The sequence below is a fragment of the Siphonobacter sp. BAB-5385 genome (assembly GCF_002261125.1).
In the GTDB taxonomy this organism is placed as follows: Bacteria; Bacteroidota; Bacteroidia; order Cytophagales; family Spirosomataceae; genus Siphonobacter.
In genome coordinates this window covers 1-25,693 of sequence record NZ_NMPS01000126.1, presented here as the reverse complement: position 1 = coordinate 25,693, position 25,693 = coordinate 1, and the positions used below count along the sequence as shown (strand labels likewise).

The window sequence follows — 25,693 nt, the reverse complement described above, 5'->3', positions numbered from 1 at the left end:
GCTCCGGGCCATTACCGGAATGGGCTCTTGTGCCGTTGTGCATCGGGTATGCTCGACTGGCTACGAAGGCATCAAAATCATACGCTTAACCTCTAATCCTTACTTATTCACTAACGTCCCCGTTCATTAGCTACGCTTACTGACTACCTCTAAACAATCCACTACCAACCACTAACTACCAACGCTCGATATGATTCGTAGTTTGCTTACCCTTCTCACGCTGGGCTTCTTTTTCGTAACGGCTCAAGCTCAAACCACAACGGGCGAACCCGTCAAAGTGGTGCCCGGTCGCTGGTCGGCTCAGAAAGCCAACGACTGGTACGCCAAGCAACCCTGGCCCGTAGGTGCCAACTTTACGCCCAGCACGGCCATTAATCAGCTGGAATTCTGGCAAGCCGATACCTGGGATCCGCAAACAATTGATAAAGAACTGGGCTGGGCGGAAGGCATTGGCATGAACGTCATGCGGGTGTTTCTGCACAATTTGCTTTGGGAAAACGACGCCGAAGGCCTGAAGAAACGCATGGGCGAGTTTCTGACCATTGCCGATAAACACAAGATCAAAATTCTGTTTGTCCTCTTCGATTCCTGCTGGAACGACGATCCGAAAACCGGCAAGCAACCCGAACCCAAACCGGGCGTACACAACTCGGGTTGGCTGCGGGCACCCGGTACCAAGCGGATGTTTGACTCGCGTACCTGGGGATCGCTGGAAGCGTATACGAAGGGCGTCATCGGAGCTTATGCCAACGACAACCGTATTTTAGGCTGGGATTTATTCAACGAACCCACCAACAATGGCTACAACGATGCCGTGATGCCACTGCTCATCAAGTCGTTTGAATGGGCCCGGGCGGCCAAGCCTAGTCAGCCGATTACGTCTGGCTGGTGGCATGACCATCCGTTATCCAACGGATTTATGCTGGCCAACTCGGACATCATTACGTTTCACAACTACAAATCAGCGGAAGAGCTGGAAAAACAGATCCTTGAATTACAGAAACTCGGTCGTCCGATGATCTGTACGGAATACATGGCCCGTAAGCACAACAGCCTCTTCCAGACCTGTTTACCCATTTTCAAAAAATACAAAGTGGGAGCCATTAACTGGGGTCTGGTAGCGGGGAAAACCAACACGTACTACGCCTGGGACGAACCCATTCCCAGCGGCGATGAACCCAAACTCTGGTTTCACGAAGTGTTCCGCAAAGACGGTAGCCCCTACAAAGCCGAAGAAGTACAGGTAATCCGGGAACTGACCAAGAAGTAATTCATCCTGCGTTTGTACGAATCTATCCCGAGAGCACTCGATGCTTTCGGGATATTTTTTGTCGCTACGCCAGCGAACCTATTGATTTTCATCAATCAAACAGGCTATCTTTGTTCTGCCCTCTTACTACGTCATTTTTCCAGTTTCCCAGGCTACGTATCCTTTTTCGGCGTACTGCAGCTGCGTGACTGGTAGATGCCGTGACTTTCCCCCAAGCGTTCGATCCCGCCAGTACGATCGTCTTCAAGAAAGCCTTTTCTTTTAATGGATGGCTTGACTGCTTCGGTCAGGCTGTTTCCGCTGTACCCTATTACAAACCTTTTATTCCACCTTTTATCACTTTTATTTCATGAGAAAAGTGTACTTCTCTTTGCTCCTGAGCCTATTTGCTCTGGTTGCTACCCGTACGAATGCCCAGGGTCTTTTTATGAGTATTGATGCCATCACCAAAAACGGCACTCAGCTCAAAAACCATCAAAATGAAGTTGAACTCAGCAGTATCCAATATGGTATAGAAAGTGAGGCTTCTTTTGTAAAGGGAACTGGGGCTGCCGTTGGAAAACCTACCTTTAGTGCCCTTACGCTTACCAAATTTTATGACATTTCCAGTACAGCTCTGATCGACAAAATGGTCACGGGAGTAGCTATCCCAAAAGTCGATGTCAACTTTTACGACCGGGAAAATCGGATTTCGTATCGAATTCAACTGGAGGATGTGTTTGTCACTTCGTATCAAACCAGTTCTACGGGTACTTGTGAAGGCGGTTGTCCGGGTTTACAGGAGTCGATTAGTTTTGTTTTCAAAAGATACAGCATCTTTGACACAAAGAACCAGGCCGAAACACTACAGCAGAAATTTAGCTTTGATATCAGCACGGGTAGAAAATTTTAACGCCAGACCATTCGTATGTTGATACGCTTTATTTATCTCCTCCTTGGGTGTATCGGGTGGTTGGCTCTACCGGGGTATTCGCAATCAAGAGTTCCTCACCCGCAAAAAATCAGCCCTTATCAGGCGACCAAACGGAAAGTGGATAGTCTTCAGCAACGAACGACTGCCGGATACTTTTCTGCCCATTCAACGGCGATCCGTACCATTTCCAGACCGCTGGCTGGGGGGCGACAACTGGCTACTACCTGCGACAGCTACTTTTGTACCCGGATTCGATCTCCCCTACCCGTCACCTGGGTAGATGTGACGGGCCAGCGGCTCAGCGAAAATCAGGTGAAAATAACCTGGGAAACCGCGACCGAAGTCAACAATCAATACTTTGAGGTACAGCGTTCGTGGCAGGCGACCGAAGGCTTCGAAACCATCGCAACGGTACCGGGTGGACACACGTCCTCCCGGACGCTTCGCTACGAATCCATCGATGCCAACCCGTTTGCCGGAATTACCTATTACCGCATCAGGCAGCTGGATACGGATGGCTCTTACTCTTTTTCGAAAGTAGTTTCGGTGAAGGGATACGAACAGGTTCTAGCCGTAAGAGCGTTTCCAAACCCGGCGGTCCGGCAAAAGATTACCTTTCAGCTCTCCGGACTAAAAGCTCCCCAAGCGGTTGCCGTTGAATTGTATAATTCACGGGGCATGCTGGTCTACCAGCGAAAGGATCAGCCTTATCCGATGATTTTCAGATGGAAGTAGATCCTACGGCTCATCTAGCGGCGGGTTTCTTTTTCGTAAAGATTCGTACGACTACCCAGCTCGCTCAGGCTTCGTTTGTACTTCTGCCCTAGCTTCGCTTAGGATCCTAAAAAAAAAGGTACTGGTTGACGAGCCAGTACCTTTTTTTATGGAATGTGGAGTAGAGTCATGTGGGATAAAACCTCCGCACCGCCTACATCGACGAAACGCAATTATTCGGCGGAAATTGATCGCATGAATCTGGTAGGCCGGGCTGGCTTTTCGACGAGTATCGGTTACAACTCTTTCAGCATCCAGATGGTGCAGCTGTAATGCCCCGAATTTCCCAAAGCCTGTGGGATGTAATGAAAACCCATTTTCTCGTACATGCCCACTGCGGCCGACATTTCGGCAAAGGTTTCCAGATACAGTTGGCGGTAGCACAGCGACTGGGCGGTATCAAAACACTGTTGCATGAGGCGTTTACCAATGCCCTTGCCCCGGGAGGCGGGTGTCAGGAAAAAACGAACCAGCTCGGCACAGCCGTCGGGCAGACCACTGGTCGGTGATACGCCGCAGCCCCCCAGGATTTCGCCGGATTCTTCGGCTACCCAATAGGCCGAGCCCGGTTTTTGAAAAAGCGTAAATAGATCGTCCGTGGTAGGATCCGTATGGGCAGTTCCTTGCAGGGGTACATGAAACTCTTCAATGGAACTCCGGATAATCTGGGCTAAACGGGCGTTGTCTTTCGGTTCAATGGGACGAAATAGCATACAATCAGGAGGGAATGAATGTGAAAAAGACCAGCGTTTGACTTCCGGCCTTTAAAAATAAGGGTCTGAAACGAAAACATCCCGAAAGCCGCGACGCTTCGGGATGTTTTCGCTACTGCCCGAGGGCCTGTTTCGCCTAGCTTTTCGGAATCATTTTCAGACAAACGGGCATTGAAACGGAAATCTCCTTGCCCGTGGGCGTAATTTTTCCACTTTTCGCATCGCGTTTAAATACCACGACATTATCCGTATCGCGGTTCGCTACCAGCACCAATTCGCCGGAAGGATCAATCATGAAGTTCCGGGGGTGTTTGCCGCCGGAAGACGTAATATCCACCAGCTTGAGCGTACCCGTTTTAGCGTCGATGGCGTAAATCGCGATGCTATCGTGCCCGCGATTCGAACCGTACAGGAATTTGCCGTCCGGTGATACGTGTAAATCAGCACAAATATTTTCACCCTTAAAATCCGTTGGTACGGTAGACAGACTTTGCAGGGGCGTTAAGGTGCCGTCTTTGCTGTAGGCGTAGGCCGTTACCGTTTGATTCAGTTCATTAATGGCGTACACGAATTTACCCGATGGGTGGAAGGTAAAATGTCGCGGTCCTGCTCCGGGAGTGGCTTTGGTGGGTTTGCCTTCGGTCAGCTTACCCGTTTTTTCGTCGAGCTGGTAATACGTGATTTCATCCATACCCAGATCCGGCACAAACACATCGCGGTTATTGGGAGCAATATTGATGGAATGGACGTGAGCTTTTTCCTGGCGTTTCTCGTTGGGTCCTTTTCCTTCGTGCTGGATGGTTTGCTGCGGGGCTCCTACGCCGCCGTTTTCCAGTACGGGCAGTACGCTCAGACTACCGCCGCCGTAATTACCGACAATCACCCACTTACCCGTTCGATCTACAGCTACGTAGCAGGGGCCTGCTCCACCCGAGGATTCTGAACTCAGTTTGTCGAGCGTCCCGGTCTTAGTATCAAACGTAAAAGCGTATACGGCTCCGCCATTTTCCATTTCACCCACGGAATACACCTTTTTTTCGTCCGGCGACACGGCCAGGTACGAGGGATTTTTCAAACCCTTGGCGATACTTTCCGGAGCAAATTCGCCGGTCTTCGTATTAAAGGAATAGACATAAATACCTTCACTGGATTTTTGCGTGTAGGTACCAATCAGCAGGTGGTATTCATCTTTTTTGGGACGTGGCGGCGAAATCAGTTGAGCCGAACCAAGTAGACCCAGGCCTATGGAAATTACAGTTAGTGTTTGCATGCATTCAAAGGTTTAGTACAGCCCAAAGCTATACGTTATTTACTCATTTGGTATGGGATTCCCCGAATCGAGCAGTCGCCGTTTTTCCCGGGCCAGTTTCCGCAATTTCTTTCCGGGATCAAATCGCTTGGCTACGGTGAGTCGGTAATTACCGGTCCGAATGAGGTACTCAGTCCGACTGGCCCCCGCCAGACTCACGTCCGAATTCACCAGCGATACGTTCACATTCCAGAGTCGACTGTTGTAGCCCAGTACCGCCCGATAATTCACATTAGGCCGTACGTGCAGGCGAGTCTCGTGCTGATCGTCTTCGTATTCGTGGCTCATCGTCAGATTCAAATTGGCCGTCAGCGAACCCGTGGCGAAAAAATGTCGGTTCAGCACCCAGGTATACGCGTACCCACCACCCGGCCCGAGCTTATAAAAGCGTACCTTTTCAATGGTATACTCCGGAGCCAGAACTGAAGGTTTCAGAGCACTATCTGCCTTGATCACTCCGTAATAAATTTCCGCACCATAGAGCCAGGAACCCGCCGATTTTTTCTGCCATTCGTTCTGTACGAAGGCGGCCCGGTACGAAAACCGTTCGCCATTGCTCAGCCGATATACCGAAGCTCCGACCATCCGCAGCTTTAAATCGGGTCGTAAATAATACGAATCCGATTTGATTTCCTGGGGTTTCAGGTAATACCCCCGGTAGAATTGACCGTACACGTCGGTGACCCAGTGCCGGCTGTACAAGTGCGATTGCAAATCCAGGTACTTGGTTTTCCCCTGCCCATGATCCGGATTTAGAAAATCAAAGCCGTAGGCAGATTCAGGGTAAGCGATTCATAAGTAGCCCCCACACCCAGGTTGAGCGAGGTGTTGGGTTTGTACGTGAGCCGCATTCTGGAATTATTCATTCGTAAGCGACTGTACTTCTGTGACATATACACGCGACCTGTCAGCTTTCGCACATAAGACGAAATATAGCTGGTGTCGATTTCGGAGCGGGATGAATGAGCTTCCACCGAACCCGTACCCATGACCAGCAGAACCGGCAAGAGTTTAAAAAAGGAAGTCATCGCGTAGGGGTATCAAGGACTTGGAATGTCTAAATGCTGAGAAAAGCGGTAAAAACCAGGGTGCCCGTGCAGCCTTTGATCCGTATTAACTCGGAACCCCTCCGGATTGTTTCGTTATCAAAAATCATAAAGTGTTGATAATAGGTTATTTATCTATATTTAAATCTTAACTTGCTTCATCCCATTCCTCAACCGTTTTTCCTATGTCTACCACTGCATCCGTTTCACAAACCTGGGCTCATCGCACCCAAGGTTCTGCTTCTTTGTTACTGGGCATTCCGCTGTACGTATATGCCTGCGTACTGGCTTCGCTGAGCATTTTTGTGGGTGTACTCTGGGATATTTCCTGGCACATGTCCATTGGGCGGGACGGCTTATTTTCGGCCCCTCACCTGTTGATTTACCTGGGCTCGGCTTTTGCGGGTACGTTCGCCGGGTATCAGTGTTTAAAAACTTCCTTCTGGGGTACGCTGGAAGAGAAAAACCGTTCGGTTCACTTCTGGGGAATTTTTTACAGCTCTTTGGGCGGACTTTTCTGCATCTGGGGTAGTATGGCCGCCCTGTCTTCGGCTCCGTTCGACGACTGGTGGCATGCCGCTTATGGCCTCGACGTGGAGATCTTTACGCCGCCCCATTCAGTACTGGTGTTTGGACTCATGACGATTCAGTTGGGAGCCCTATTTATTGTCATGGCGATTCTGAATCGGGCAGATCGGGTAACTTCGCTCAGCGATGAACAAAATCAGCAACGCGTACAGCGATTACGGCTTTTGTTTATGATGACGGCGGGTTTTCTGCTGGCCCTGGTGTACCTCTTCACCTCCGAATTTATTGACAACTCGCGGGGTCACACATCGCTGTATTATCAGGTTTCGGGTTTTGTGTTTCCGCTCCTGCTTTTTGCGACCGGACGGGCCTCGGGCCACCGCTGGGGTGGTACCATTATCAGTGCGGTGTACATGAGTGTGCTGCTGATCACGAACTGGGTACTCCAGCAATTTCCGGCCGAGCCTTTACTCGGCCCGATCCTGAATCCGGTTACGCATTTTCAGTTTTACGGATTTCCCGTCCTGCTGATCCTACCGGCCATTGCCTGTGATCTGGTAGCAGCTCGCCTAAAAGGTCGCAACGACTGGCTACAGGCCCTTGTCCTGGGTTTGGTGTTTGCAATCGTGTATGGCGTGACGCAATGGTTTTTCTCCGAATTTCACTTTACCTCGCCTCTGACGCGAAATAAAATCTTCGGCAACTACACCTGGTATTTTTCCAACGATCCCAACTGGAAATACCGCTATACCTACGGCCCCTGGGCTATTGAATCGGCCACTCAACTGGCTTCCGGCCTGGGTATAGCCCTGCTTATTACCCTGGTTTCAACCCGCTTGGGGCTGGCCTGGGGCAAATGGATGCAGAAAGTTGTTCGCTAACCTACCCTCCTCCTGACTTTGATTTTCATGAAATACTTTTTTTCTTTTTTCGTGGGCTTACTGTTGCCCTTGCTGGCTCAGGCTCACGTCGGTAGTTCGGGCGTAGTGTTCGAAGGGGTTGCTGGTAAATATCCCGTACAAGTGTTTGTACAACCCCCGGACGTTATTCCCGGCACGGCAAAAGTAACCGTACTGGTGGGAATGGGTCGTGTTGAGCACATCAGTCTGAAGCCCATCTATTTTTCAGCGGGCGACGAAGGGTCGCCCCAGGCTGATCCAGCCCTACCCGTGGGCAGCGAACCGGGCCAGTTTGAAGGGTCCGTCTGGTTTATGGAAACGGGCTCCGCCAGTGTACAGGTAACCATTGAAGGAAGTCTGGGTCAGGGTATCGTCGTAGTACCCATCGTCGCCGTATCAACCGCCACCCGCGAAATGCCTGCGGTAACGGGTTGGGTACTGGTGGGTTTAGGAGTCTTGTTAGTTGGCTTGATGACGACCATCTTCGGAGCCAGCCTGAGCGATAGCCTGCTCATGCCCGGACAGGCCGACACGAAAACCAGTCGCCGCCGCCGCGTGACCGGCTCCGTACTGGGAGCTACGTTTTGCTTTGGTATTCTGTTCATTGGAAATAACTGGTGGAAAGCCCGGGCCGATCAATACCGGGATTTTCTGTATAAACCGTATCGGGCCACGTCCAGCGTAACGACCCAGGCCGGACAACCCGTGCTAACGCTCCGTATTGATTCGACATCCCAGCACCGACGTTCGCTGAGTTATCTGGTTCCGGATCACGGCAAACTCATGCACTTGTTTCTGGTTCGTCAGGGCTCGATGGATGCCTTCGCCCACCTGCACCCCAATCGCGTGGATTCGCTGACGTTTCAGGCGGCCTTGCCAGACCTTCCGGCGGGCAAATACCTGCTGTACGCCGACATGGTACGGTACCAGGGCTTTTCGTACACCGTAACGGACACGCTCGATATTCCGGCCCTCCCTCGTTCGACGTCCAAAACCCTTACCGCTGATCCGGAGGATACGTACGCGGTTACGTCGTCGGTAACAACCCAGCAACCTTTGCTTGGCGACCGGGCTATTACGGTTTGTGGCAAACCGGGTGTAAAAACCAAACTACAGGATGGCTCCACGATTGTCTGGGAAGCCCAGCCCAATCAAACCTTCCAGACGGGTAAGGTCTACTCCCTGAATTTTTCCATTCTGACGCCTGACGGCAAACCCGCCGTCTTACAACCGTACCTGGGCATGATGGGACACGCCGCCGTATTTAAAAATGACGGTCAGGTATACATTCACCTGCACCCGACGGGTACTTTTTCCAATGCCTCCCAGCAAATTCTTGAAAATCGGATTGCTGAGACAGAACGGAAGGCTCGCAACCCATCGTCCCCGCAGGTATTCCGCGACAGCGTCGATCAGGTACTGGCGAAACTGGCTACATTGCCCGAAGCCGCCCGGGACGCGGCTCTCATGCCGGGCATGAAACACGAAGGCCATACCAACTACCTGAGTATTCCCTATGCCTTCCCCCAATCGGGAGCGTATCGGATCTGGGTTCAGGTTAAACGTGAGAATCGGGTACTAACGGGGGTGTTTGATGCCAAAGTATTATAGTCTAAGTGGCAAGTATTATAGTAAAAGGGGACGAATCCGAGCTGGATTCTTCCCCTTTTTAATGCCATTCATTCGCGATCAGTCTTCCTGTTTTCCCTTAATTATGATTACTTAAAACAGTTTACACCTTATACTTACGTTCGCTCTCCTATGTATTGGTCCCGTCTCAACCTGTTTGATTAAGGCACGTAATCAATAACCCTTTGGAGCCAGCTTTTGAATGAATACTTCTCTCTGATGGCCGGATTCAGTGGAACATATGGTAGCGTTAAAAAGGCATCCAGTTCCGCTTCATTGGTTTCAGTTAATACGAAAAAGTTGTTCGGATGATAAAAGTCCTCTTCTACCACTAAATTGTTGGTCGTAATTACTTTCTTCTGCCAGTTAATACCATCAAAAATCCGGAACGAAAAACCTGCGTGGGCATCCATCTTAAAATCGAGAATAATTTCCGTATTTTTTATCAGGCGTAGCTGTTCTTCGTAGGGTACGATGGTGTGCAGACAGTTAAAGTTCTTTTTTATAAACGTAGGTATCTTTACTTCATCCTGGGGCTGATAGACAAAGTCAAACCGTACGGGTTGTAATTTAGTCGTTATGTATTTGTAGAATGATTGAATAATCTCGACGCGGGAAGGATGATACGAACTAATGTAGTATATTTTATACGCCGATTTATTTTGTAATGGATTGCTATCTAATCCCGGATAATCCACGTAAAAATTAGGAGCGTATTCAACACCGTAAGCTTTGAACGTATTGATTTCCGTCCGATCAAAAATAAAAAAACGATCAAACCATTTGATTTGCGGTAATACCTGAGGATTCAGCGTTAACCCATCATAAAAAAAGGAAATAAACTTCACGCTTCTTTCCTTGGCTTCCAGTAAAAGTTCAGTAGAAAATAGATCCGATCGAATGACGAGCGTAACCTCATACCGATCATATTTCTGAATTAACGATCGTCGTTTACTGGTTAAATACTCCGCTTTCAGGCTCCTTTTATCGGATGAAAATAGCTTCTTAACCAGATAATTCATTTTCCGAAAGCTATCCTGGTAAGTAAAAGCGTATTGATTAGTATGCACCACTACCACCTCATAGCCCAGATACGTAAGATTTTTTTCAATCACTACGTACAACTGATAATCCCAGGGGACAATTAATAAGAACTTCGGTTTAGCAGGCATTTCAAACGGTAATTTCTCTATAATTCCTATTCAATTTAATCAGTACCCGCACGCCATTGCTGAATGGCCTGCTGTAATGCTTCCGGTTGCTGGGTTCCGATCAGTACTTTTTCACCCCGGTTTTTATAAATCAATACACCCGTGCTTCCTTTGGCGTTAAAAACGGTGCCGTATTGCTTTGAAAAGCGGTAGCCATAACCGATGAATCCGTAGGTAATTAGCTCCGTCCGAACGACTTCATTGGGACGTATGCGTTCGGTCACGAAAGGACTGAACTGAATTTCCAGTACATCCCCAACAACAACCGTTTTCAGTGAAATAAAGTAAAAGAGCATCAGTAAACTCACGGGTATACTACCCAGAGCCAGTAAGGCCGGCGTGCTGATCGTACTGCCGTTCAGGTCATTACCTCCTATGACAACGTGAATCATTGCAGCTACCCACATCGCCATGATTGCGAGCAAGGGTAGCCAGATCCACGCTTGTGTCATTTTCTGCGTTTCCTGATAAACGAGCTCTTTCTTTGGCATATCATAAGCGGTTTAGCGTTGGGGTATATTATGGATACTTCATTACGCTATTCACTAAACAGTGAATATAAGCTTTTTTCAACAAAAAAGCCCCGATTGCTCAGGGCTGACTCGCGTATTCTCTGTTTTGAGTATCGCCTTATTTTACCTGTACTTACAGCTTACTAGATTAAAAATCCACTCAAACAGTTTTAGAAAACAACGGTTGCTGGGGTTGATTTTTCTTTAATTTTTCGTCAAATACCATACAAATATTCCGCAAAAAAGCTCTCCCCTTTTCTGTAACGCACACGCGGTCTACGGTATATTCGATCAACTGATCGTCCTGTAATCCCTGCAAAGCCGCTTCTATTTCAGAAGAGCTACCGGGCTGCCATTGGGTTTCAAAGCGACACATTAAATCCAGAATCTGACGCCGGATATGCAGATCTTCGTCGGTCAGGGCATGGCCTTTCAAAATCGGAAACGTTTGTTGCTCTACCGCCGCCGTGTACGCTTCGATATCTTTCAGGTTCTGGGCGAAGGCCGTCCAGCAATCCGAAATGGAAGAAGCCCCCAGCCCCACCAGCACCTCCGAACGCGTGGTGGTATACCCCATGAAGTTACGGTGGAGCGTACCCTTCTGCATGGCCTGATACAGGGAATCATGAGGCAAAGCAAAATGGTCCATTCCGATTTCGGTATAACCCGCTTGCTGCAGCAGATCCCGACCGATTTCGTACAGAGCCCGTTTTTCTTCGCCCTGTGGAATGTCTTCGTTCTGAAAACCGCGTTGTCCCGTACCCTTAATCCAGGGTACGTGAGCGTATGAGTAATAGGAAATCCGATCAGGCCGTAAGGCAATGGTTTTCTGAATGGTATCCCGAACGCCCGCCTGCGTCTGAAACGGCAAACCGTACACTAAATCGTGACTGACGGACGAGTAGCCCGCCCGGCGAGCATGTTCAGTAGCAATTTTCACCCGTTCGAAAGGCTGAATGCGATGAATCGCCTGCTGCACGCGTGGATCATAATCTTGTACCCCGAAGCTTACGCGGCGAAAGCCCAGCTCCGCCAGAGCCTGTAAATGCTCGAATGTAGTATTGTTGGGGTGTCCCTCAAAACCAAAGTCCGGCTGCTCAACAGTCGTCGTACCTTTAAATAGCTGCTCGACAAACCAGGCGAGATTCTCGGCCGTGAAAAAGGTGGGCGTTCCACCGCCAAAGTGCATTTCGGCTAACTCAGGTCGCGAAGGAAATAGATCCAGGTAGAGTTGCCACTCCCGCAGTACTGTTTCCAGATACGGCCGCTCGACCGCATGATTTTTCGTAATCCGTTTATGACAGCCGCAAAACGTACACAAACTTTCACAGTACGGCAGATGTACGTACAAACTAACAGATCGGTCGGAACGAATGAATTTATCAAGCAAGCGGTCTTTCCATTGTTCCGTAGTAAACGTATCCGTTTCCCAGTACGGTACCGTGGGGTAACTCGTATAGCGTGGCCCAGCCACATCGTATTTTTTTAACAGTGAAGTCTCCATCAGTCGCGTATCCAAAAGCACGGCTCAGTGGCCGGTGAACTGTCCGCAAATTTTCTGGTTTGAGCCGGGGTAAACAATGACTTTTCTCAGGTCCGCGTACCGGATCGGTCATTCAGGCTTTACTTTTGACGATCGTTTCACTGGTCTTGTTTTTCCATGGAGTCTGCGTATCCCTACCTCAAATCCCTGCACATCATTTTTGTGGTGAGCTGGTTTGCGGGTCTGTTTTATTTACCCCGGCTGTTTATCTATCACACCGAAGCTCATACCAAGCCCGAGCCAGCCCGTGGCATTCTGCTGGCCGAGTACCGGAAAAATGAAAAGCTACTCTTCAACGCCATCATGGTCCCGGCAATGTGGCTCACCATTCTGTCGGCTAGCTGGATGCTGTACCTGATTCCGGCGTGGCTGGAACAGTCCTGGATGCACCTGAAGCTTACCTTCGTGGCGGGTGTGGTGGCGTACCATTTTTACTGCCGCAAGCTGATCTACGAACTGCGGCAGGATCACTTCCGGCACAGCTCTTTTCAGTTACGATTGTGGAATGAAGTAGCAACGATTCTACTCTTTGCCATTGTTTTTCTGGTGGTACTGAAGAATGCACTCGACTGGATTTACGGCGTGGTGGGTCTGCTTGTTTTCGCCGTAGTTATTATGATGGCCGTACGGCTGGTCAAACGGCGACGGGAACAAAAGCAGCAAAAGCCTTAAAAGAACTTGGCGGTTTAGGTTGCAGCCTCTATTTTTGTCCCATTATCTCAAAAGAAATTCATCATGTCATCTCATAGCGAATCAACCTCTTCTAAAGCACCTCAGTTGGGCGGTTTTCTTCTTCTGGCTATTGTCCTCTGGGGTTTTGGCGATTTATTGACTGCTATCGTAGGCACATTGCTGGTCGGAGCTGCTTTTGCGGCTTACAATTCGCCCCGTCATTTTTAATCTGAACACATCAGATAAAAAAAGGCCTGCTAACGCTAGCAGGCCTTTTTTTGTGTCTTTCAGAAAAAAAATTCTGATCATTTTCGCAAAAGATTATTTGGATAGTAAGGCCTGAATGCTGGATGCTCATTGTCATTTCATTGCTATGACCGTAGGGAATTCCTCGAAATGGCAGAACAGGGAAATACCACCCTACAAATAGTTCAATTTATCAGTAAAAAAATTTTAAAATAATTAATCCCTTTTTCTGAAACCTCATTTTTCAAAAATTGAACAAAATTTAATTCCGCTTACTAAAATTTAAACTTGTTCCGATGGGAAGTTCGATTTTGTCTCTTAAATCCATCTTTTTTCAAAGCTTCCCACCTATTCATGCCCTACGCTAACTGTTTGATAATCTGATGGAATAGCGAGTAATTCGAACCAGAAAACAGAACGTTACGGTACGAACGTACGTTTCTTCAACACAGTCTGATTCGAAAAGCCATGAATTTTTCTTTGCATAGTTCCTTGTTAATGTCTCTTCCCCGGCCCGCTGGTATGACCCAACCCGGGGCGGAATTTATGTTACCCTTTCTCGTCATTGCTTTCGCTTGCGTAGGGGTTGGATTTTACTTTGCCAACCGTCGCCAGCAATGGTTACAACATTCAGCAGTTGCGGAAGGCGTTATCGTGGATGTCCTGAAGAAATACAACCGGGATGATAAAATGGGCAACTACCCGCTCCTTTTCCCTCAGGTGAAGTTCAGCGTAGGTAATCACCAGTTCGTAGCTCAGGGCGAAGAAGCCCTCTCTCAACCGATTCAGGTCGGCGAGACGGTACCCGTTCGGTACAACATCGAAAACCCTGAAGACGCTACGCTGGGAACGGACCACGTACCCGGTACTAATCCGAAGGTATTTTACATCTTAGGAGGCGTCTTTGTACTGATCAGTGTACTGTTTGCCCTGTAAATTTTGCGTTGAGTATTGGCGTTTCTTCGATATAATACCCCTAAGGTCTGCGATCCTAGGGGTATTTTTATTGGCACTTTCTTCAAACTTATTGTCTTCAGAAAGGTTTCTTCAGCGTCTGCCCTTCGTACCCCATGAGAAATCTTATCCGCAATTCGACGTACCTTCTGCTGCCCGATTCCGGAAAAGCAGTCGGTGGTGCAGGGTTTTTAACTGAAATCAATAGATTTACTTCAGGGAGTATCCGCGGTCTCATTCACCGCAAGGTTTCTGAGTAGGGCTGTCTTATCCCCTGGATGCTCGTCCCTTGAATAAATCTAATAATATATGCATTGGATATAATTGAGCGACGTTTTAAATTTTTCAAGACTCTCCAAATTATATTCAGAATTTTTCAAAGATTACGGCATTTCTTTTGGCAAGTTTGCATATTTGCAGCCAACTATTTTTAAGTATGATAAACGCTTGTGCTGAAGGTTGAATCCTTGAAAACAAGCCTTACCCGAATAAGTCTTTCTTTTAACCTCATTGCTGCATGACTCCTGAATACGTCCGCAAAATCAAGCGTCTGCTGGTAGCCAACCGGGGCGAAATTGCCATTCGCATTATGCGGGCCGCTACCGAACTGGGCATCCAGACCATTGCTGTCTATACGTACGAAGATCGTTACTCGCTCCATCGCTATAAAGCCGACGAAGCCTATCAGATTGGCCGGGATGAAGACCCGCTCAAGCCTTACCTCGACGTGGAGGGACTGATTGCTCTGGCCAAACGCAAAAACATCGACGCCATTCACCCCGGCTACGGTTTCCTGAGCGAAAACACGACGCTTGCGACCCGTTGCCGTGAGGAAAATATCATTTTCGTAGGCCCATCACCCGAAGCCATGCACGCTCTGGGTGATAAAGTGATTGCCAAGGATACCGCTATCAAGGCCGGACTTCCCGTCATCCAGGACGCGAAAATCAAGGGAGAACCCATTGAAAAGGTCATCTCTGAAGCCGAACGCATTGGTTTCCCGATCATGCTGAAAGCCGCCGCTGGTGGCGGTGGCCGGGGAATGCGGGTCGTTCGGGACGCTGAATCCCTGGAACGTTCCTACAATGAAGCCCGGAACGAAGCCAAAAATGCGTTCGGTGATGATACGATTTTCATTGAAAAATACATTGAAAATCCCAAGCATATTGAAGTACAGTTGCTGGGCGATCAGCACGGCAATCTGCTTCATCTTTTCGAACGGGATTGCTCCGTACAGCGTCGTTTCCAAAAGGTTGTAGAAATTGCCCCTTCCGTCAACCTCAAGCAGGAAACCCGCGACAAGCTGTACGAATACGCCGTGGCGATTGGTAAGGCCGTTAACTATTCCTGTGCCGGTACGGTCGAATTCCTGGTCGATAAGGAAGAGAATATTTACTTTATCGAGGTAAACCCCCGGATTCAGGTAGAGCATACAATTACGGAAGAAATTACGGGTATTGACTTGGTACGCAGTCAGTTGCTGGTGGCGATGAACTACAAGCTCTCCGACAACGGCATTTACCTGCATAGCCAGGATGACGTGGAAATGAGTGGCTTTGCCATTCAGTGCCGTATCACTACCGAAGATCCCGCAAACGGTTTTAAACCCGATTTTGGTACGATCATTGCGTACCGCAACGCCGCTGGTTTCGGGATTCGTCTGGACGAAGGTTCGACGTATCCAGGGATGAAAATTTCCCCCTACTTCGATTCTATGCTGGTGAAGGTTTCTTCGTCGGGCCGTACCTTCAAGGGAGCCATTCAGCGACTGGAACGGGCATTAGTCGAATTCCGGATTCGCGGGGTAAAAACCAATATTCCCTTCCTCCAAAACGTACTCGCCCACCCGACCTTCCAGTCGGGATCGTGTACAGTGCAGTTCATTGACAATTCGCCTGAACTCTTTAATTTCCGTAAATCACAGGATCGCTCGACCAAGCTGTTACGCTACCTTGGCGAAGTGATCGTGAACGGCAATCCGGACGTAAAAGTCAAAAATCAGAAGACGTTCCGCACGCCCATCGTACCCAGTACGGACCCGTACAGCGAGTTTCCGATGGGCAACAAAGACCGCCTGACGCGTCTCGGTCCGGCCAAGTTTGCGGAGTGGGTGAAGGAACACAATACCATTCTGTATACGGATACGACCTTCCGCGATGGACACCAGTCACTGCTGGCCACGCGGGTGCGGACCGACGACATGCTGGAAGTAGCTTCGGGTTTTGCGAAAGCGTTCCCACAGCTGTTTTCTATGGAAGTCTGGGGTGGAGCGACCTTCGACGTTTCGATGCGATTCCTCTACGAAAACCCCTGGACGCGACTGCGGCAGTTCCGTGAGGCCATGCCAAACATGCTGCTTCAGATGTTATTCCGGGGTAGCAATGCCGTGGGGTACTCAGCGTATCCGGATAACCTGATTGAAACCTTCGTGGAAAAATCCTGGGAATCGGGCGTGGATGTATTCCGCATTTTCGATTCGCTCAACTGGATTGATTCGATGAAGGTATCGATCAAGGCCGTACAGGAACGCACGGGTGGGATTGCCGAAGCGGCCATCTGCTACACGGGCGATTTTCTGCAGCACAAGAATGATCCGAACTACAAATATTCGCTGCAATATTACCTGGATCTGGCCCGTCAGCTGGAAGATTTAGGTTCGCACATGCTTTGTATCAAAGACATGGCGGGCTTACTGAAACCACAACAGGCGGCCATTCTGGTGAGTGAACTGAAGAAAGTACTGAGCATTCCGGTACACCTGCACACGCACGACACGTCCTCGATTCAGCCGGCTACGTACCTGAAAGCCATCGAAGCGGGTGTGGACGTGGTGGATTGCTCGATTGCGGCGATGTCGGGCCTGACGTCTCAACCTAACTTCAACTCCGTGGTAGCCATGATGCAGGGCCACGAACGCGAGCATCCGATTGATTTGTCCCTGCTGAATCAGTATTCTACGTACTGGGAGGATGTTCGGGAGTACTACTATCCGTTTGAAAGTGGCATGAAGTCCGGTTCGGCGGAGGTATACGACAACGAAGTCCCCGGCGGTCAGTTCTCGAACTTACGTCAACAGGCCATTTCGATGGGCGTAGGCGATCAGTTTGAGACACTCAAGAAAAACTACATCACGGCCAATCAGCTTTTCGGGGATATTGTGAAAGTAACGCCTTCGTCGAAAGTAGTCGGCGATATGGCAATCTTCATGACGACCAATAACCTGACTTCGGATGAAATTTTCCTACGTGGCGATTCGCTAAGTTTCCCCGAATCGGTGAAGGGCTTCTTTAAAGGCGAACTGGGTCAACCCGCGGGTGGCTTTCCCGAGAAACTTCAGAAGCTGGTGTTGAAAGACGACGAACCCATTACGGGCCGTCCGAACGACAGTTTGCCGCCGCTGAATATCGACGAAGATTTCGAAGCCTTCAAGAAGAAATTCCCCAACGCGGAGACGTTCATGGGCAACGACGGAGCCTTCCTCGATTACCTGGCGTACAAGATGTATCCGAAGGTATACGAAGAATTCTACGTCGCTTCGGATCGCTACGGAGATGTGAGTAAGCTGCCTACACCGGCGTTCTTCTACGGATTGAAACAGGACGAAGAAGTACTCGTGACGATTGAAGAAGGAAAGACAATCATGATCAAACTTTCCTACGTATCCGAGCCCGACGAAACGGGTCATCGGACGGTAACCTTCGATCTCAACGGACAGGCTCGCCGGATTTCCATCAAAGACCAGACGTTCAAGGCCACCAAAGCCCAGAATGAAAAGGTTACGAAAGCGGGGCAGATTGGGGCTCCCTTACAGGGCCGTCTGGTACGCATTCAGGTGAAAGAAGGCCAGGAAGTGAAGAAAAATCAGCCGCTGTTCGTGATCGAAGCCATGAAAATGGAAAGTATCGTAGCGGCTCCGATCGCTGGTAAAGTCTCGGCCATTACGTTAACGGAAGGTACCGTCGTTGAACAGGATGACTGGGTACTGACGATTGAATAGTAAAATCTGTACCATTATTTGAAAAGGTTTGATTACGTTTGAGCTGGTTTCATCCCTTCAACAAAGGGATTGGAACAGCCGACGTGTCAAACCTTTTCAATCGTTTTACTGCTTTCTATACCTTTTATTCAGTATTTCATTTCAATTAAACCTCTAACGTATGCATCGCACATTCGCACTCGTTCTGGTGCTGGTCTGCTCCAGTTTGTTCACCTTCGCGGATCAACCCGCAAAAGCCAAATGGAAGTCGCTTTTTAATGGTAAAGACCTCACGGGCTGGAAAGTGTACGGTACCGAAAAATGGTACGTCGAAAACGGTCAGCTCATTTGCGAGAGTGGTCCTGACAAACAGTACGGCTACCTGGCCACGGAAGAACAATTCAAGGATTTTGAAGTAGAAGCTAGTTTCAAACAGGAAGCCGATGGCAACAGCGGTATCTTCTTCCACTCTTCCATCGAAGGCACCAAAGTGTCGGGCTGGCAGGTAGAGGTAGCTCCTCCAAACCACGCGACGGGCGGTATCTACGAATCATACGGACGTGGCTGGCTTATCAAACCCGATCCGGCTAAGGACAAGGCTTTGAAAATGGGCGAATGGAATACGATGAAAATTCGCGTACAGGGCAATACTGTTACCTCCTGGCTTAACGGCAAAGAAATGGTAACGATGACTGATCCGGCTTTCGGTTCAAAAACCGGTAGCATCGCTTTGCAAATTCACGATGGCGGTGGGATTAAAGTTCGCTGGAAAGATATCAAAGTTCGGACGTTGTAGGCCGTTCTTAATACAGAAAAAAGCCGTCTGGAAAACCAGACGGCTTTTTTTATGCCGAATACTTACCATTGGTCACAAGTGTATTTCCATGGGCTCCCACTGCTTTGTATCTTTCGAAAAAACACTTCATACCCATTGTATGCGAAAAATTTTTCTCTCCGCCATTATGGTCGTAGCGGGACTGGCCACTACGCACGGCCAGGGGGTGTACTTCACTTCCTACCCCAGTATTAGCCCGGATGCCAAAACACTCGTATTTACCTACGAAAACGACCTTTGGAAAACCGATCTGACGACGGGCGTTAGTACTCGTCTCACGGCTATGCAGGGCAGCGAAACTCGGGCCCGCTTCTCCCCCGACGGCAAATGGCTGGCCTTTACGGGTACGCAGTACGGCAACGCCGATGTGTACGTGATGCCCGCCGAGGGTGGTGAAATCCGGCAGTTGACCTTCCACGACAGTTACGATCTATTCGATGGCTGGGGCTGGGATTCGAAAACGATTTACTTCGAATCAGGAGCGTACAACAATGGTACGGCCTATACCCTTTCCATCGATGGTGGTACACCCAAACGCATCTTTGGACATTTCTTCAACCGGATTCACAGTATTGCCGAACATCCGACCACCGGCGAGCTGTACTTCAACGATACCTGGGAAAGCGATAACCAGGCTTACCGCAAAGGGTACAAGGGTGAATTTAACCCCGATATTCAGTCCTACAATCCGAAAACCAAGGCCTACAAGCGGTATACGGATTACCAGGGCAAGGATATGTGGGCGACCATCGATAAATCGGGGCAGGTCTATTTTGTTTCGGATGAGGCCAACGGGGAATACAACCTGTACGCCTTTAACGGTGGAAAAAAGACGGCTTTAACCTCGTTCAAGGAATCCATCAAGCGTCCTCAGGTCAGTGCCAACGGCCAGAAAGTAGTCTTTGAGAAAGATTACCAGCTTTGGATTTACGACGTCGCCAGCAAAAAAGCTCAGCCCGTCCAACTGTCCATTTCTCGGAACTTTACGCTTCCCAAGGCTCAGGATTTCATCGTACAGGGCAATATCAATTTCTTCGATGTATCGCCCGATGGTAAGAAAATGGCGTTCTCTTCCCGGGGACAACTGTTCGTTTCCGACGTGGAAGGCAAGTACATCAAGCAACTCAGCAGCAGTCCGACGGGCCGGGTGCTGGAAGTGAAATGGCTTTCCGACAACCGGACGCTGGTATTCAACCAGACCGTCAATGGTTACCAGAACTTTTTCAGCATCCCCGCCGACGGTAGCGGCTCGGCGAAAGCTCTGACGAAAGACCTTCGAAATAACCGGAATCTTTTCCTCAATAAGGACCGTACGAAGGCCGTGTACTTGAGCGGTCGCGACGAAGTTCGCTTACTGGATTTGAAGTCATTCGATTCGAAGACGCTCGTGAAAGATGAAATATGGGCTTTCCAGAACTCCTCACCCATGTTTTCTCCCAACGATGAGTACGTCGTGTTCACGGCTCACCGCAATTTCGAACAGGACATTTTCGTCCATAAGCTTTCGGATGGGAAAACGTACAACCTGACCAACACGGGCGTTACGGAAGAAGCTCCGTATTGGTCGCCCGACGGCAAGTACATCTATTTTGCCAGTAATCGGTACAAACCCTCCTATCCGTTTGGTCTGGCCGATGCCCACGTCTACCGGATGCCGCTGAGCAAGCTGGAAGAGCCGTATCGTTCCGACAAATTCGCCGAGCTGTTCAAAAAAGAAGAAAAGAAAGACGAGAAAAAGGAAACCAAGACAGACTCGAGCAAAACCAGTACGAAAAAGACGGACGCCAAAAAGGATCAAAAAGAAGAGAAAAAGGACGAAAAGAAAAAAGAAGAACCCAAGAAGATTGATCCGATTGTGATTGACTTCGACGGTTTGATGGATCGCCTGGAGCAGATCAGTCCGAATTTCGGTACAGCGGTGGATCCCATCGTTGTTCAAAAAGACACTAAAACGTTTGTCCTTTACCAGTCAGACCACGATCAGGGACAACCCAGCTGGTGGAAAACGACGATTGAGCCCTTTGTACCGAACAAAACGGAAAAAATTGAAGGTACCCGTGGAGCTTCCGATTTTCTTCAACTCGATGGGAAGTATTACGTCATCGTGGGCGGAAACATTCACAAGCTGAATCTGGATGCCAATAAAGTCGAGAAAATCGACATGAAACATACCTTCCGGAAGAATTTCGAGGAGGAATTCCGCCAGATGTTCGAAGAAACCTGGGCCAACGTAGAGGAGAACTTCTACAACGAAACCTTCCACGGAGCCGACTGGAAATCCCTCAAGCCGAAATACGAAGCCTTTGTTTCGCGAGCCAATAACCGCACAGATTTCCGTACGCTGATGAACGATATGCTCGGCGAGTTGAATTCATCGCACACGGGTTTCAGTTCGTACGGTCCGGAAGAAAGTAACTTCTTCGCGACCCGTACGCTTACGCCCGGCGTGATCTTCGAGGATGAAAATCCGTACCGGGTGAAGGCTGTCGTCAAGAATTCACCGCTGGATAAAACTGGAAAAGACGTAAAACCCGGTGACGTACTCGTGAAGGTGAACGGGCAGGAGGTCAACCCCAAGCAAAACCGCGATTTCTATTTCCAGCAACCTTCGCTGGATCAGGAAATGGAACTGACGTTCAAACGAAACGGCAAAAACGTTGAAGTGAAAGTCCACCCTGAGTACTCAGGTGCACTGGTGAATCAGTTGTACGATGAATGGATCGATCAAAACCAGAAGTACGTGGATACCAAGAGCAAAAACCGGATCGGCTACGTACACATGAAAAACATGGGTATGGACGAATACCAGAAGTTTGTGATTGACATGACCCGCGACTGGAATCAGAAAGACGCTCTGATTGTGGATTTACGCTACAACACGGGCGGCAACGTTCACGATCTGGTGCTGAACTTCCTGAGTCAGCGTCCGTATCTGCAATGGCAGTACCGGGGCGGTGCTCGCTCGCCGCAGCCGAACTTTAGCCCCTCGGGCAAGCCCATTGTGATGCTGATCAACGAACAATCCCTGAGCGATGCCGAGATGACTTCTGCCGGATTCAAGGCTCTGAAATTAGGTAAGTTGATTGGTACGGAAACCTACCGCTGGATCATTTTTACCTCGGGTAAAGGCCTGGTGGATGGTTCGTTTTACCGTCTGCCTTCCTGGGGTTGTTATACCCTCGACGGCAAGAACCTCGAACGCGAGGGTGTCCAGCCGGACATCACCGTCAAACAAACCTTTATGGATCGTCTGGAAGGAAAAGAACCCCAGCTCGACCGAGCCATTGAGGAGATCTTGAAAGATTTGAAGTAAGCAGGTCACGAAAAGCCCCGGACGTCGATCCGGGGCTTTTTTGAAGTTTGAAAGGCGTTAAAAACGCGTTTGAAGTTTGAGTATGGATTTAAGGTTTGATTAGGGTTTCGCCGAACGACTGTTTCTCTCTTACTTCAAACCCCGCAGGATGGTCCTTTTGTAATTAGGGGTTTCAACCCCTGGCCCATTACACCCGCCCCCGTACCTCCTTTAGCTTCATCGTCATTGACTCTGCCTCCTGCTCTACCCAGCTCCGGTATTCCGTAATGGCCTGCTGACGCTGTTCCTCCGTAAGCCAGTCGTTTTGTACCATTTGCTGTCCACGGGTTTCGGCCACGGTTGTCCAGAGGTTAAGTTTTGCGGTAAAGTCGGCTTGTCCCCGCTGATAGACTTCATTGGAATCCAGTATAAGGATTTCCCGAAAATCCAATTCGCTGAATAAGTCCGGCAGGTGATCCGCGATTTCGTTGTCCATACCCGCGTCCGCCCGCCAGTCCAGAAAAGCCTGATAGAAAACCTGCATACTCGCAGGTGGTGTCGGTGACCATTCGAGTTGTGCGTGGTTGTAATCCAGTATCGATACCCAGCCGCCCGGTTTCAGCAACGTTTTGAACTGACTCAAGGCCTCTTTCGGATTACTCAGCCATTGCAACACCCGAGCCGATACAATCAGGTCGAACGGTTGCTCGGGCTGGTAAGTAAATAAATTTTCTGTCAGTAATTCCAGATTCGTGATTTCCGCGAAATACGCTTTTCCCCGTTCAATCAAATGTTCGCTGGAATCAATGCCCACAACCGAACCTTCGGGTCCGACTGCATCGGCGATGCCCCTGGAAATGGTACCCGTTCCGCAGCCAACATCGAGTACCTGCATACCCGGTTGTAGAAGCGACAGCAGCGTAGGATAATCGCTGGACAGGGTTCGCTGGTCGAGTACGGCGGCAGTGCCTTCGGGCATCCGGGCACGGTCAATGGCTTCGGAATTCATATGAAAAAAGGTTAGTTACGCCGTCAAGGTAAACAAAACCTCCCAGTATTTTCCGATGCTACGTACGCTTACGTTCCTAGAGATGATCCATTCTTTTCTACTGATTTTTAGTGGAATGACTTCTTTGAAAGGTCATTTACAATCTTAGATAAGTAACCCATCCGAAGGCAGAGAATCGTTTTTCTGAAACTATTCTCCCTTTCTTTGCGGTTAGTCGCAACTCAAACGATTCTTCTATTCTATGCAATCATTACAAGGAAAGCTGGCACTCGTCACCGGTGCTGGAAAAGGAATTGGCCGGGCCATTGCTCTGGCTCTGGCGGCCGAAGGCGTTAACGTCGCTCTGCTGGCCCGTTCAAACGACAGCCTGAAAGAAGTTGCCGCCGCCGTGGAAGCACTGGGTACAAAAGCGTATCCGGTGTCAGCTGACGTAGCCGACCGTAACTCCGTCGAAACAGCCATCAATCAGATCCAAACGACGGCTGGCCCCATCGACATTCTCATCAACAATGCGGGTACGGCCAGCTTCGGTAGCTTTCTGGAACTGGAACCCGAAACCTGGGAAAACATCATTCAGGTCAATCTGATGGGCGTTTATTACGCCACCCGGGCCGTATTGCCCAGTATGATCGAAAACCAATCCGGCGACATCATCAACATCGCTTCCACCGCTGGTCAACGCGGAGCCGCCCGTACCAGTGCCTACAGTGCTTCGAAATTTGCGGTACTGGGTCTGACGGAATCGTTGATGCAGGAGGTTCGTAAACACAACATCCGGGTCACGGCCCTGACGCCCAGTACCGTGGCTACGGATATGGCGGTGGCTCTGAACTTAACGGACGGGAACCCCGAGAAAGTCATGCAGGCCGAAGATCTGGCCGAACTGGTCATCGCTCATTTAAAGTTAAATCGTCGCGTATTTGTCAAAGAAGCGGGTTTGTGGTCTACGAACCCTTAAGCTCTTTTGACCATCCATCCTGATCCATACGTTCAGGATGGATGGTCAAACAAAAACTCTTGCACCCACTGCCAGGGTCCCTGGTGGTATTCCCAGAGTACGAGTCCCGTTGCCTTTATCTCAAAAGGTTCAAAACGCTGCTGCAATTCCTGTTGCAGGGCTTTGGCTTCGGCCGGACTTACCTTATTCTGAACCGTAATATGGGGCCACAATCGTTGCTGATCCTGCGGAATCAGCCATTGGGCCCATTCGTTCTGCAACTGCCGATGCAGGGCTTTCAATGGTTCGCTTTCGATCGCAAAGGCGACTCCCCGCCCAATCATTTTTACTTCCCGTACGCCTAGTTTCAGGGGTGGTCGTTGCGTCAGTTCCCGTAATGTATTTTCGATAATAGGTTCCTGAGGCGGTAACTGATGAAATAGCGTCAGGTGAGCTTTCAGAAAATTTCGGTCGGGTGGAAAGTATTTTTCCCGTAACGCATCGAAGTACTGCTGAGCCGGGGCTTCCAGCTTCAACGTTACTATCAGTGGAAATAATGATTCAGATTCGGTTTGCATACGTGTCAAAACTGGCATGGTTTCTTTTGTTAATACGCTGAACAAAAAGAATCAAACCAATGAAAAAAGGCGACGAAGTAAGCTGGAAGTGGGGAAATGGGAAGGCACATGGTACCATTGAATCCGTACACACCGAAACTATCGAACGGAAGATCAAAGGAGAAGCCATTACCCGTAAGGGTACGAAAGACAATCCGGCCCTGGTAATCAAGCAGGAAGACGGTGATAAGGTCTTGAAACTGGCTTCGGAAGTAGATAAAAAATAGAAGAAAGGCTGGACGAAAAAGTTAGGGAAAACGGCCCTGAATACTGTTGGAACGCGTTTTTTACCTTCGATTGAAACGAAACGTCTCACAATTAATCTTTGACCTTATGAAAAAGTTGACACTAACCCGCTGGTCCACGTACCTTGTTTTATTATCAATCACCATGAGTTTGACCAGCTGCGAAGCCATTAAAGGAATCTTTAAGGCAGGCGTTTGGAGCGGAATTATCATGGTCGTTTTAGGCATTGCCGTCGTAATCTGGGTCGTTTCCAAGCTCTTTGGTGGCGGAGGCCGCTAAACGTCACCACTCGTTCAATCCTATTGATCTCAAGAACAGTAAAAGGCGGTCCGGAATAGTCTGGACCGCCTTTTACTGTTCTTGAATTAATGGGTTTACTACAACTATAGTACGAAAGAGTAAATTCTTGATCAGTGAAGGAAATATAACTTTGGGACAGTTGAATATCGATTAGAAAGACAGTTGGAGACTGCCGGGTTAAGAGTACAAGTTGGGAAACCTGCCCCAGTCGTACTCTCCCGAACACCCTAACCCCGAAGGGGTTCAACGTGAATAGCCCCGT

The 25,693-nt window shown here is 49.2% G+C and carries 23 protein-coding genes; 14 read left to right on the top strand and 9 right to left on the bottom strand.

What is annotated here, in order from left to right; genetic code table 11:
- Window positions 1-190 precede the first annotated feature (190 nt).
- The 3 genes from BWI93_RS12935 to BWI93_RS12925 all read left to right on the top strand — a co-directional run bounded on the left by BWI93_RS12935 (window position 191) and on the right by BWI93_RS12925 (window position 2,918).
- On the top strand, window positions 191-1,270 hold the full coding sequence (locus BWI93_RS12935; protein WP_199181977.1) for a 1,4-beta-xylanase: 1,080 nt from the start codon (window positions 191-193) through the stop codon (window positions 1,268-1,270).
- Between the two features lie 349 nt (window positions 1,271-1,619).
- Window positions 1,620-2,162 (top strand): type VI secretion system tube protein Hcp, encoded by a 543-nt coding sequence (locus BWI93_RS12930; protein ID WP_094811959.1) that lies wholly within the window; start codon window positions 1,620-1,622, stop codon window positions 2,160-2,162.
- Between the two features lie 15 nt (window positions 2,163-2,177).
- A complete protein-coding gene (locus BWI93_RS12925) occupies window positions 2,178-2,918 on the top strand; it encodes a hypothetical protein (RefSeq protein WP_141217449.1) in 741 nt (246 codons plus the stop codon).
- A 275-nt stretch (window positions 2,919-3,193) separates the two neighbouring features.
- On the opposite strand, the gene BWI93_RS12920 is transcribed toward BWI93_RS12925, so the two are convergent.
- From BWI93_RS12920 to BWI93_RS12905, 4 genes are all read right to left on the bottom strand, one after another.
- Entirely contained in the window at window positions 3,194-3,670 is a 477-nt protein-coding gene (locus BWI93_RS12920) for a GNAT family N-acetyltransferase (RefSeq protein ID WP_094811954.1), read from the bottom strand.
- A 136-nt stretch (window positions 3,671-3,806) separates the two neighbouring features.
- Window positions 3,807-4,940: a lactonase family protein gene (locus BWI93_RS12915; RefSeq protein WP_094811952.1), complete on the bottom strand. Its 1,134-nt coding sequence runs from the start codon at window positions 4,938-4,940 to the stop codon at window positions 3,807-3,809.
- A 39-nt stretch (window positions 4,941-4,979) separates the two neighbouring features.
- On the bottom strand, window positions 4,980-5,693 hold the full coding sequence (locus tag BWI93_RS12910; RefSeq protein WP_255157834.1) for a DUF4421 family protein: 714 nt from the start codon (window positions 5,691-5,693) through the stop codon (window positions 4,980-4,982).
- 38 nt (window positions 5,694-5,731) lie between these two features.
- Entirely contained in the window at window positions 5,732-6,007 is a 276-nt protein-coding gene (locus tag BWI93_RS12905) for a DUF4421 family protein (protein WP_094811948.1), read from the bottom strand.
- Window positions 6,008-6,210: 203 nt separating this feature from the next.
- On the opposite strand from BWI93_RS12905, the gene BWI93_RS12900 reads away from it, so the two are divergent.
- Entirely contained in the window at window positions 6,211-7,434 is a 1,224-nt protein-coding gene (locus tag BWI93_RS12900; protein WP_141217448.1) for a hypothetical protein, read from the top strand.
- 27 nt (window positions 7,435-7,461) lie between these two features.
- Complete coding sequence (locus BWI93_RS12895) at window positions 7,462-9,063, top strand: hypothetical protein (RefSeq protein ID WP_094811943.1); 1,602 nt, start codon at window positions 7,462-7,464, stop codon at window positions 9,061-9,063.
- 179 nt (window positions 9,064-9,242) lie between these two features.
- On the opposite strand, the gene BWI93_RS12890 is transcribed toward BWI93_RS12895, so the two are convergent.
- From BWI93_RS12890 to hemN, 3 genes are all read right to left on the bottom strand, one after another.
- Window positions 9,243-10,253 carry a hypothetical protein gene (locus BWI93_RS12890; RefSeq protein ID WP_094811941.1) on the bottom strand — a complete coding sequence of 337 codons (1,011 nt, stop codon included), beginning with the start codon at window positions 10,251-10,253 and terminating at the stop codon, window positions 9,243-9,245.
- A gap of 35 nt (window positions 10,254-10,288) precedes the next feature.
- Window positions 10,289-10,783 carry a hypothetical protein gene (locus tag BWI93_RS12885; protein ID WP_094811939.1) on the bottom strand — a complete coding sequence of 165 codons (495 nt, stop codon included), beginning with the start codon at window positions 10,781-10,783 and terminating at the stop codon, window positions 10,289-10,291.
- Window positions 10,784-10,964: 181 nt separating this feature from the next.
- Window positions 10,965-12,308 carry an oxygen-independent coproporphyrinogen III oxidase gene (hemN, locus tag BWI93_RS12880; RefSeq protein ID WP_094811937.1) on the bottom strand — a complete coding sequence of 448 codons (1,344 nt, stop codon included), beginning with the start codon at window positions 12,306-12,308 and terminating at the stop codon, window positions 10,965-10,967.
- A 156-nt stretch (window positions 12,309-12,464) separates the two neighbouring features.
- Here hemN and BWI93_RS12875 point away from each other — a divergent pair, with 156 nt between their 5' ends.
- The 6 genes from BWI93_RS12875 to BWI93_RS12855 all read left to right on the top strand — a co-directional run bounded on the left by BWI93_RS12875 (window position 12,465) and on the right by BWI93_RS12855 (window position 22,343).
- Window positions 12,465-13,019, top strand: a complete 555-nt coding sequence (locus BWI93_RS12875) for a CopD family protein (RefSeq protein ID WP_094811935.1) — start codon at window positions 12,465-12,467, stop codon at window positions 13,017-13,019.
- A 63-nt stretch (window positions 13,020-13,082) separates the two neighbouring features.
- Window positions 13,083-13,247 carry a hypothetical protein gene (locus tag BWI93_RS27790; protein WP_158242670.1) on the top strand — a complete coding sequence of 55 codons (165 nt, stop codon included), beginning with the start codon at window positions 13,083-13,085 and terminating at the stop codon, window positions 13,245-13,247.
- Window positions 13,248-13,811: 564 nt separating this feature from the next.
- On the top strand, window positions 13,812-14,201 hold the full coding sequence (locus BWI93_RS12870) for a DUF3592 domain-containing protein (RefSeq protein ID WP_176454208.1): 390 nt from the start codon (window positions 13,812-13,814) through the stop codon (window positions 14,199-14,201).
- A gap of 535 nt (window positions 14,202-14,736) precedes the next feature.
- Entirely contained in the window at window positions 14,737-18,216 is a 3,480-nt protein-coding gene (locus BWI93_RS12865; RefSeq protein WP_094811931.1) for a pyruvate carboxylase, read from the top strand.
- Between the two features lie 160 nt (window positions 18,217-18,376).
- Window positions 18,377-18,991 (top strand): DUF1080 domain-containing protein, encoded by a 615-nt coding sequence (locus tag BWI93_RS12860; protein ID WP_094811929.1) that lies wholly within the window; start codon window positions 18,377-18,379, stop codon window positions 18,989-18,991.
- Window positions 18,992-19,130: 139 nt separating this feature from the next.
- Window positions 19,131-22,343, top strand: coding sequence for a S41 family peptidase (locus tag BWI93_RS12855; protein WP_094811927.1), 3,213 nt, complete (start codon window positions 19,131-19,133; stop codon window positions 22,341-22,343).
- Between the two features lie 187 nt (window positions 22,344-22,530).
- On the opposite strand, the gene BWI93_RS12850 is transcribed toward BWI93_RS12855, so the two are convergent.
- Window positions 22,531-23,331: a trans-aconitate 2-methyltransferase gene (locus BWI93_RS12850; protein ID WP_217902265.1), complete on the bottom strand. Its 801-nt coding sequence runs from the start codon at window positions 23,329-23,331 to the stop codon at window positions 22,531-22,533.
- Window positions 23,332-23,572: 241 nt separating this feature from the next.
- On the opposite strand from BWI93_RS12850, the gene BWI93_RS12845 reads away from it, so the two are divergent.
- Window positions 23,573-24,289 carry a 3-ketoacyl-ACP reductase gene (locus tag BWI93_RS12845; RefSeq protein WP_094811925.1) on the top strand — a complete coding sequence of 239 codons (717 nt, stop codon included), beginning with the start codon at window positions 23,573-23,575 and terminating at the stop codon, window positions 24,287-24,289.
- Between the two features lie 32 nt (window positions 24,290-24,321).
- On the opposite strand, the gene BWI93_RS12840 is transcribed toward BWI93_RS12845, so the two are convergent.
- A complete protein-coding gene (locus tag BWI93_RS12840) occupies window positions 24,322-24,846 on the bottom strand; it encodes a 2'-5' RNA ligase family protein (RefSeq protein WP_094811923.1) in 525 nt (174 codons plus the stop codon).
- Between the two features lie 59 nt (window positions 24,847-24,905).
- On the opposite strand from BWI93_RS12840, the gene BWI93_RS12835 reads away from it, so the two are divergent.
- Both BWI93_RS12835 and BWI93_RS12830 read left to right on the top strand, forming a co-directional pair.
- A complete protein-coding gene (locus BWI93_RS12835) occupies window positions 24,906-25,112 on the top strand; it encodes a DUF2945 domain-containing protein (protein WP_094811921.1) in 207 nt (68 codons plus the stop codon).
- Window positions 25,113-25,218: 106 nt separating this feature from the next.
- On the top strand, window positions 25,219-25,410 hold the full coding sequence (locus tag BWI93_RS12830) for a hypothetical protein (RefSeq protein ID WP_094811919.1): 192 nt from the start codon (window positions 25,219-25,221) through the stop codon (window positions 25,408-25,410).
- The last annotated feature ends 283 nt before the right edge of the window (window positions 25,411-25,693 follow it).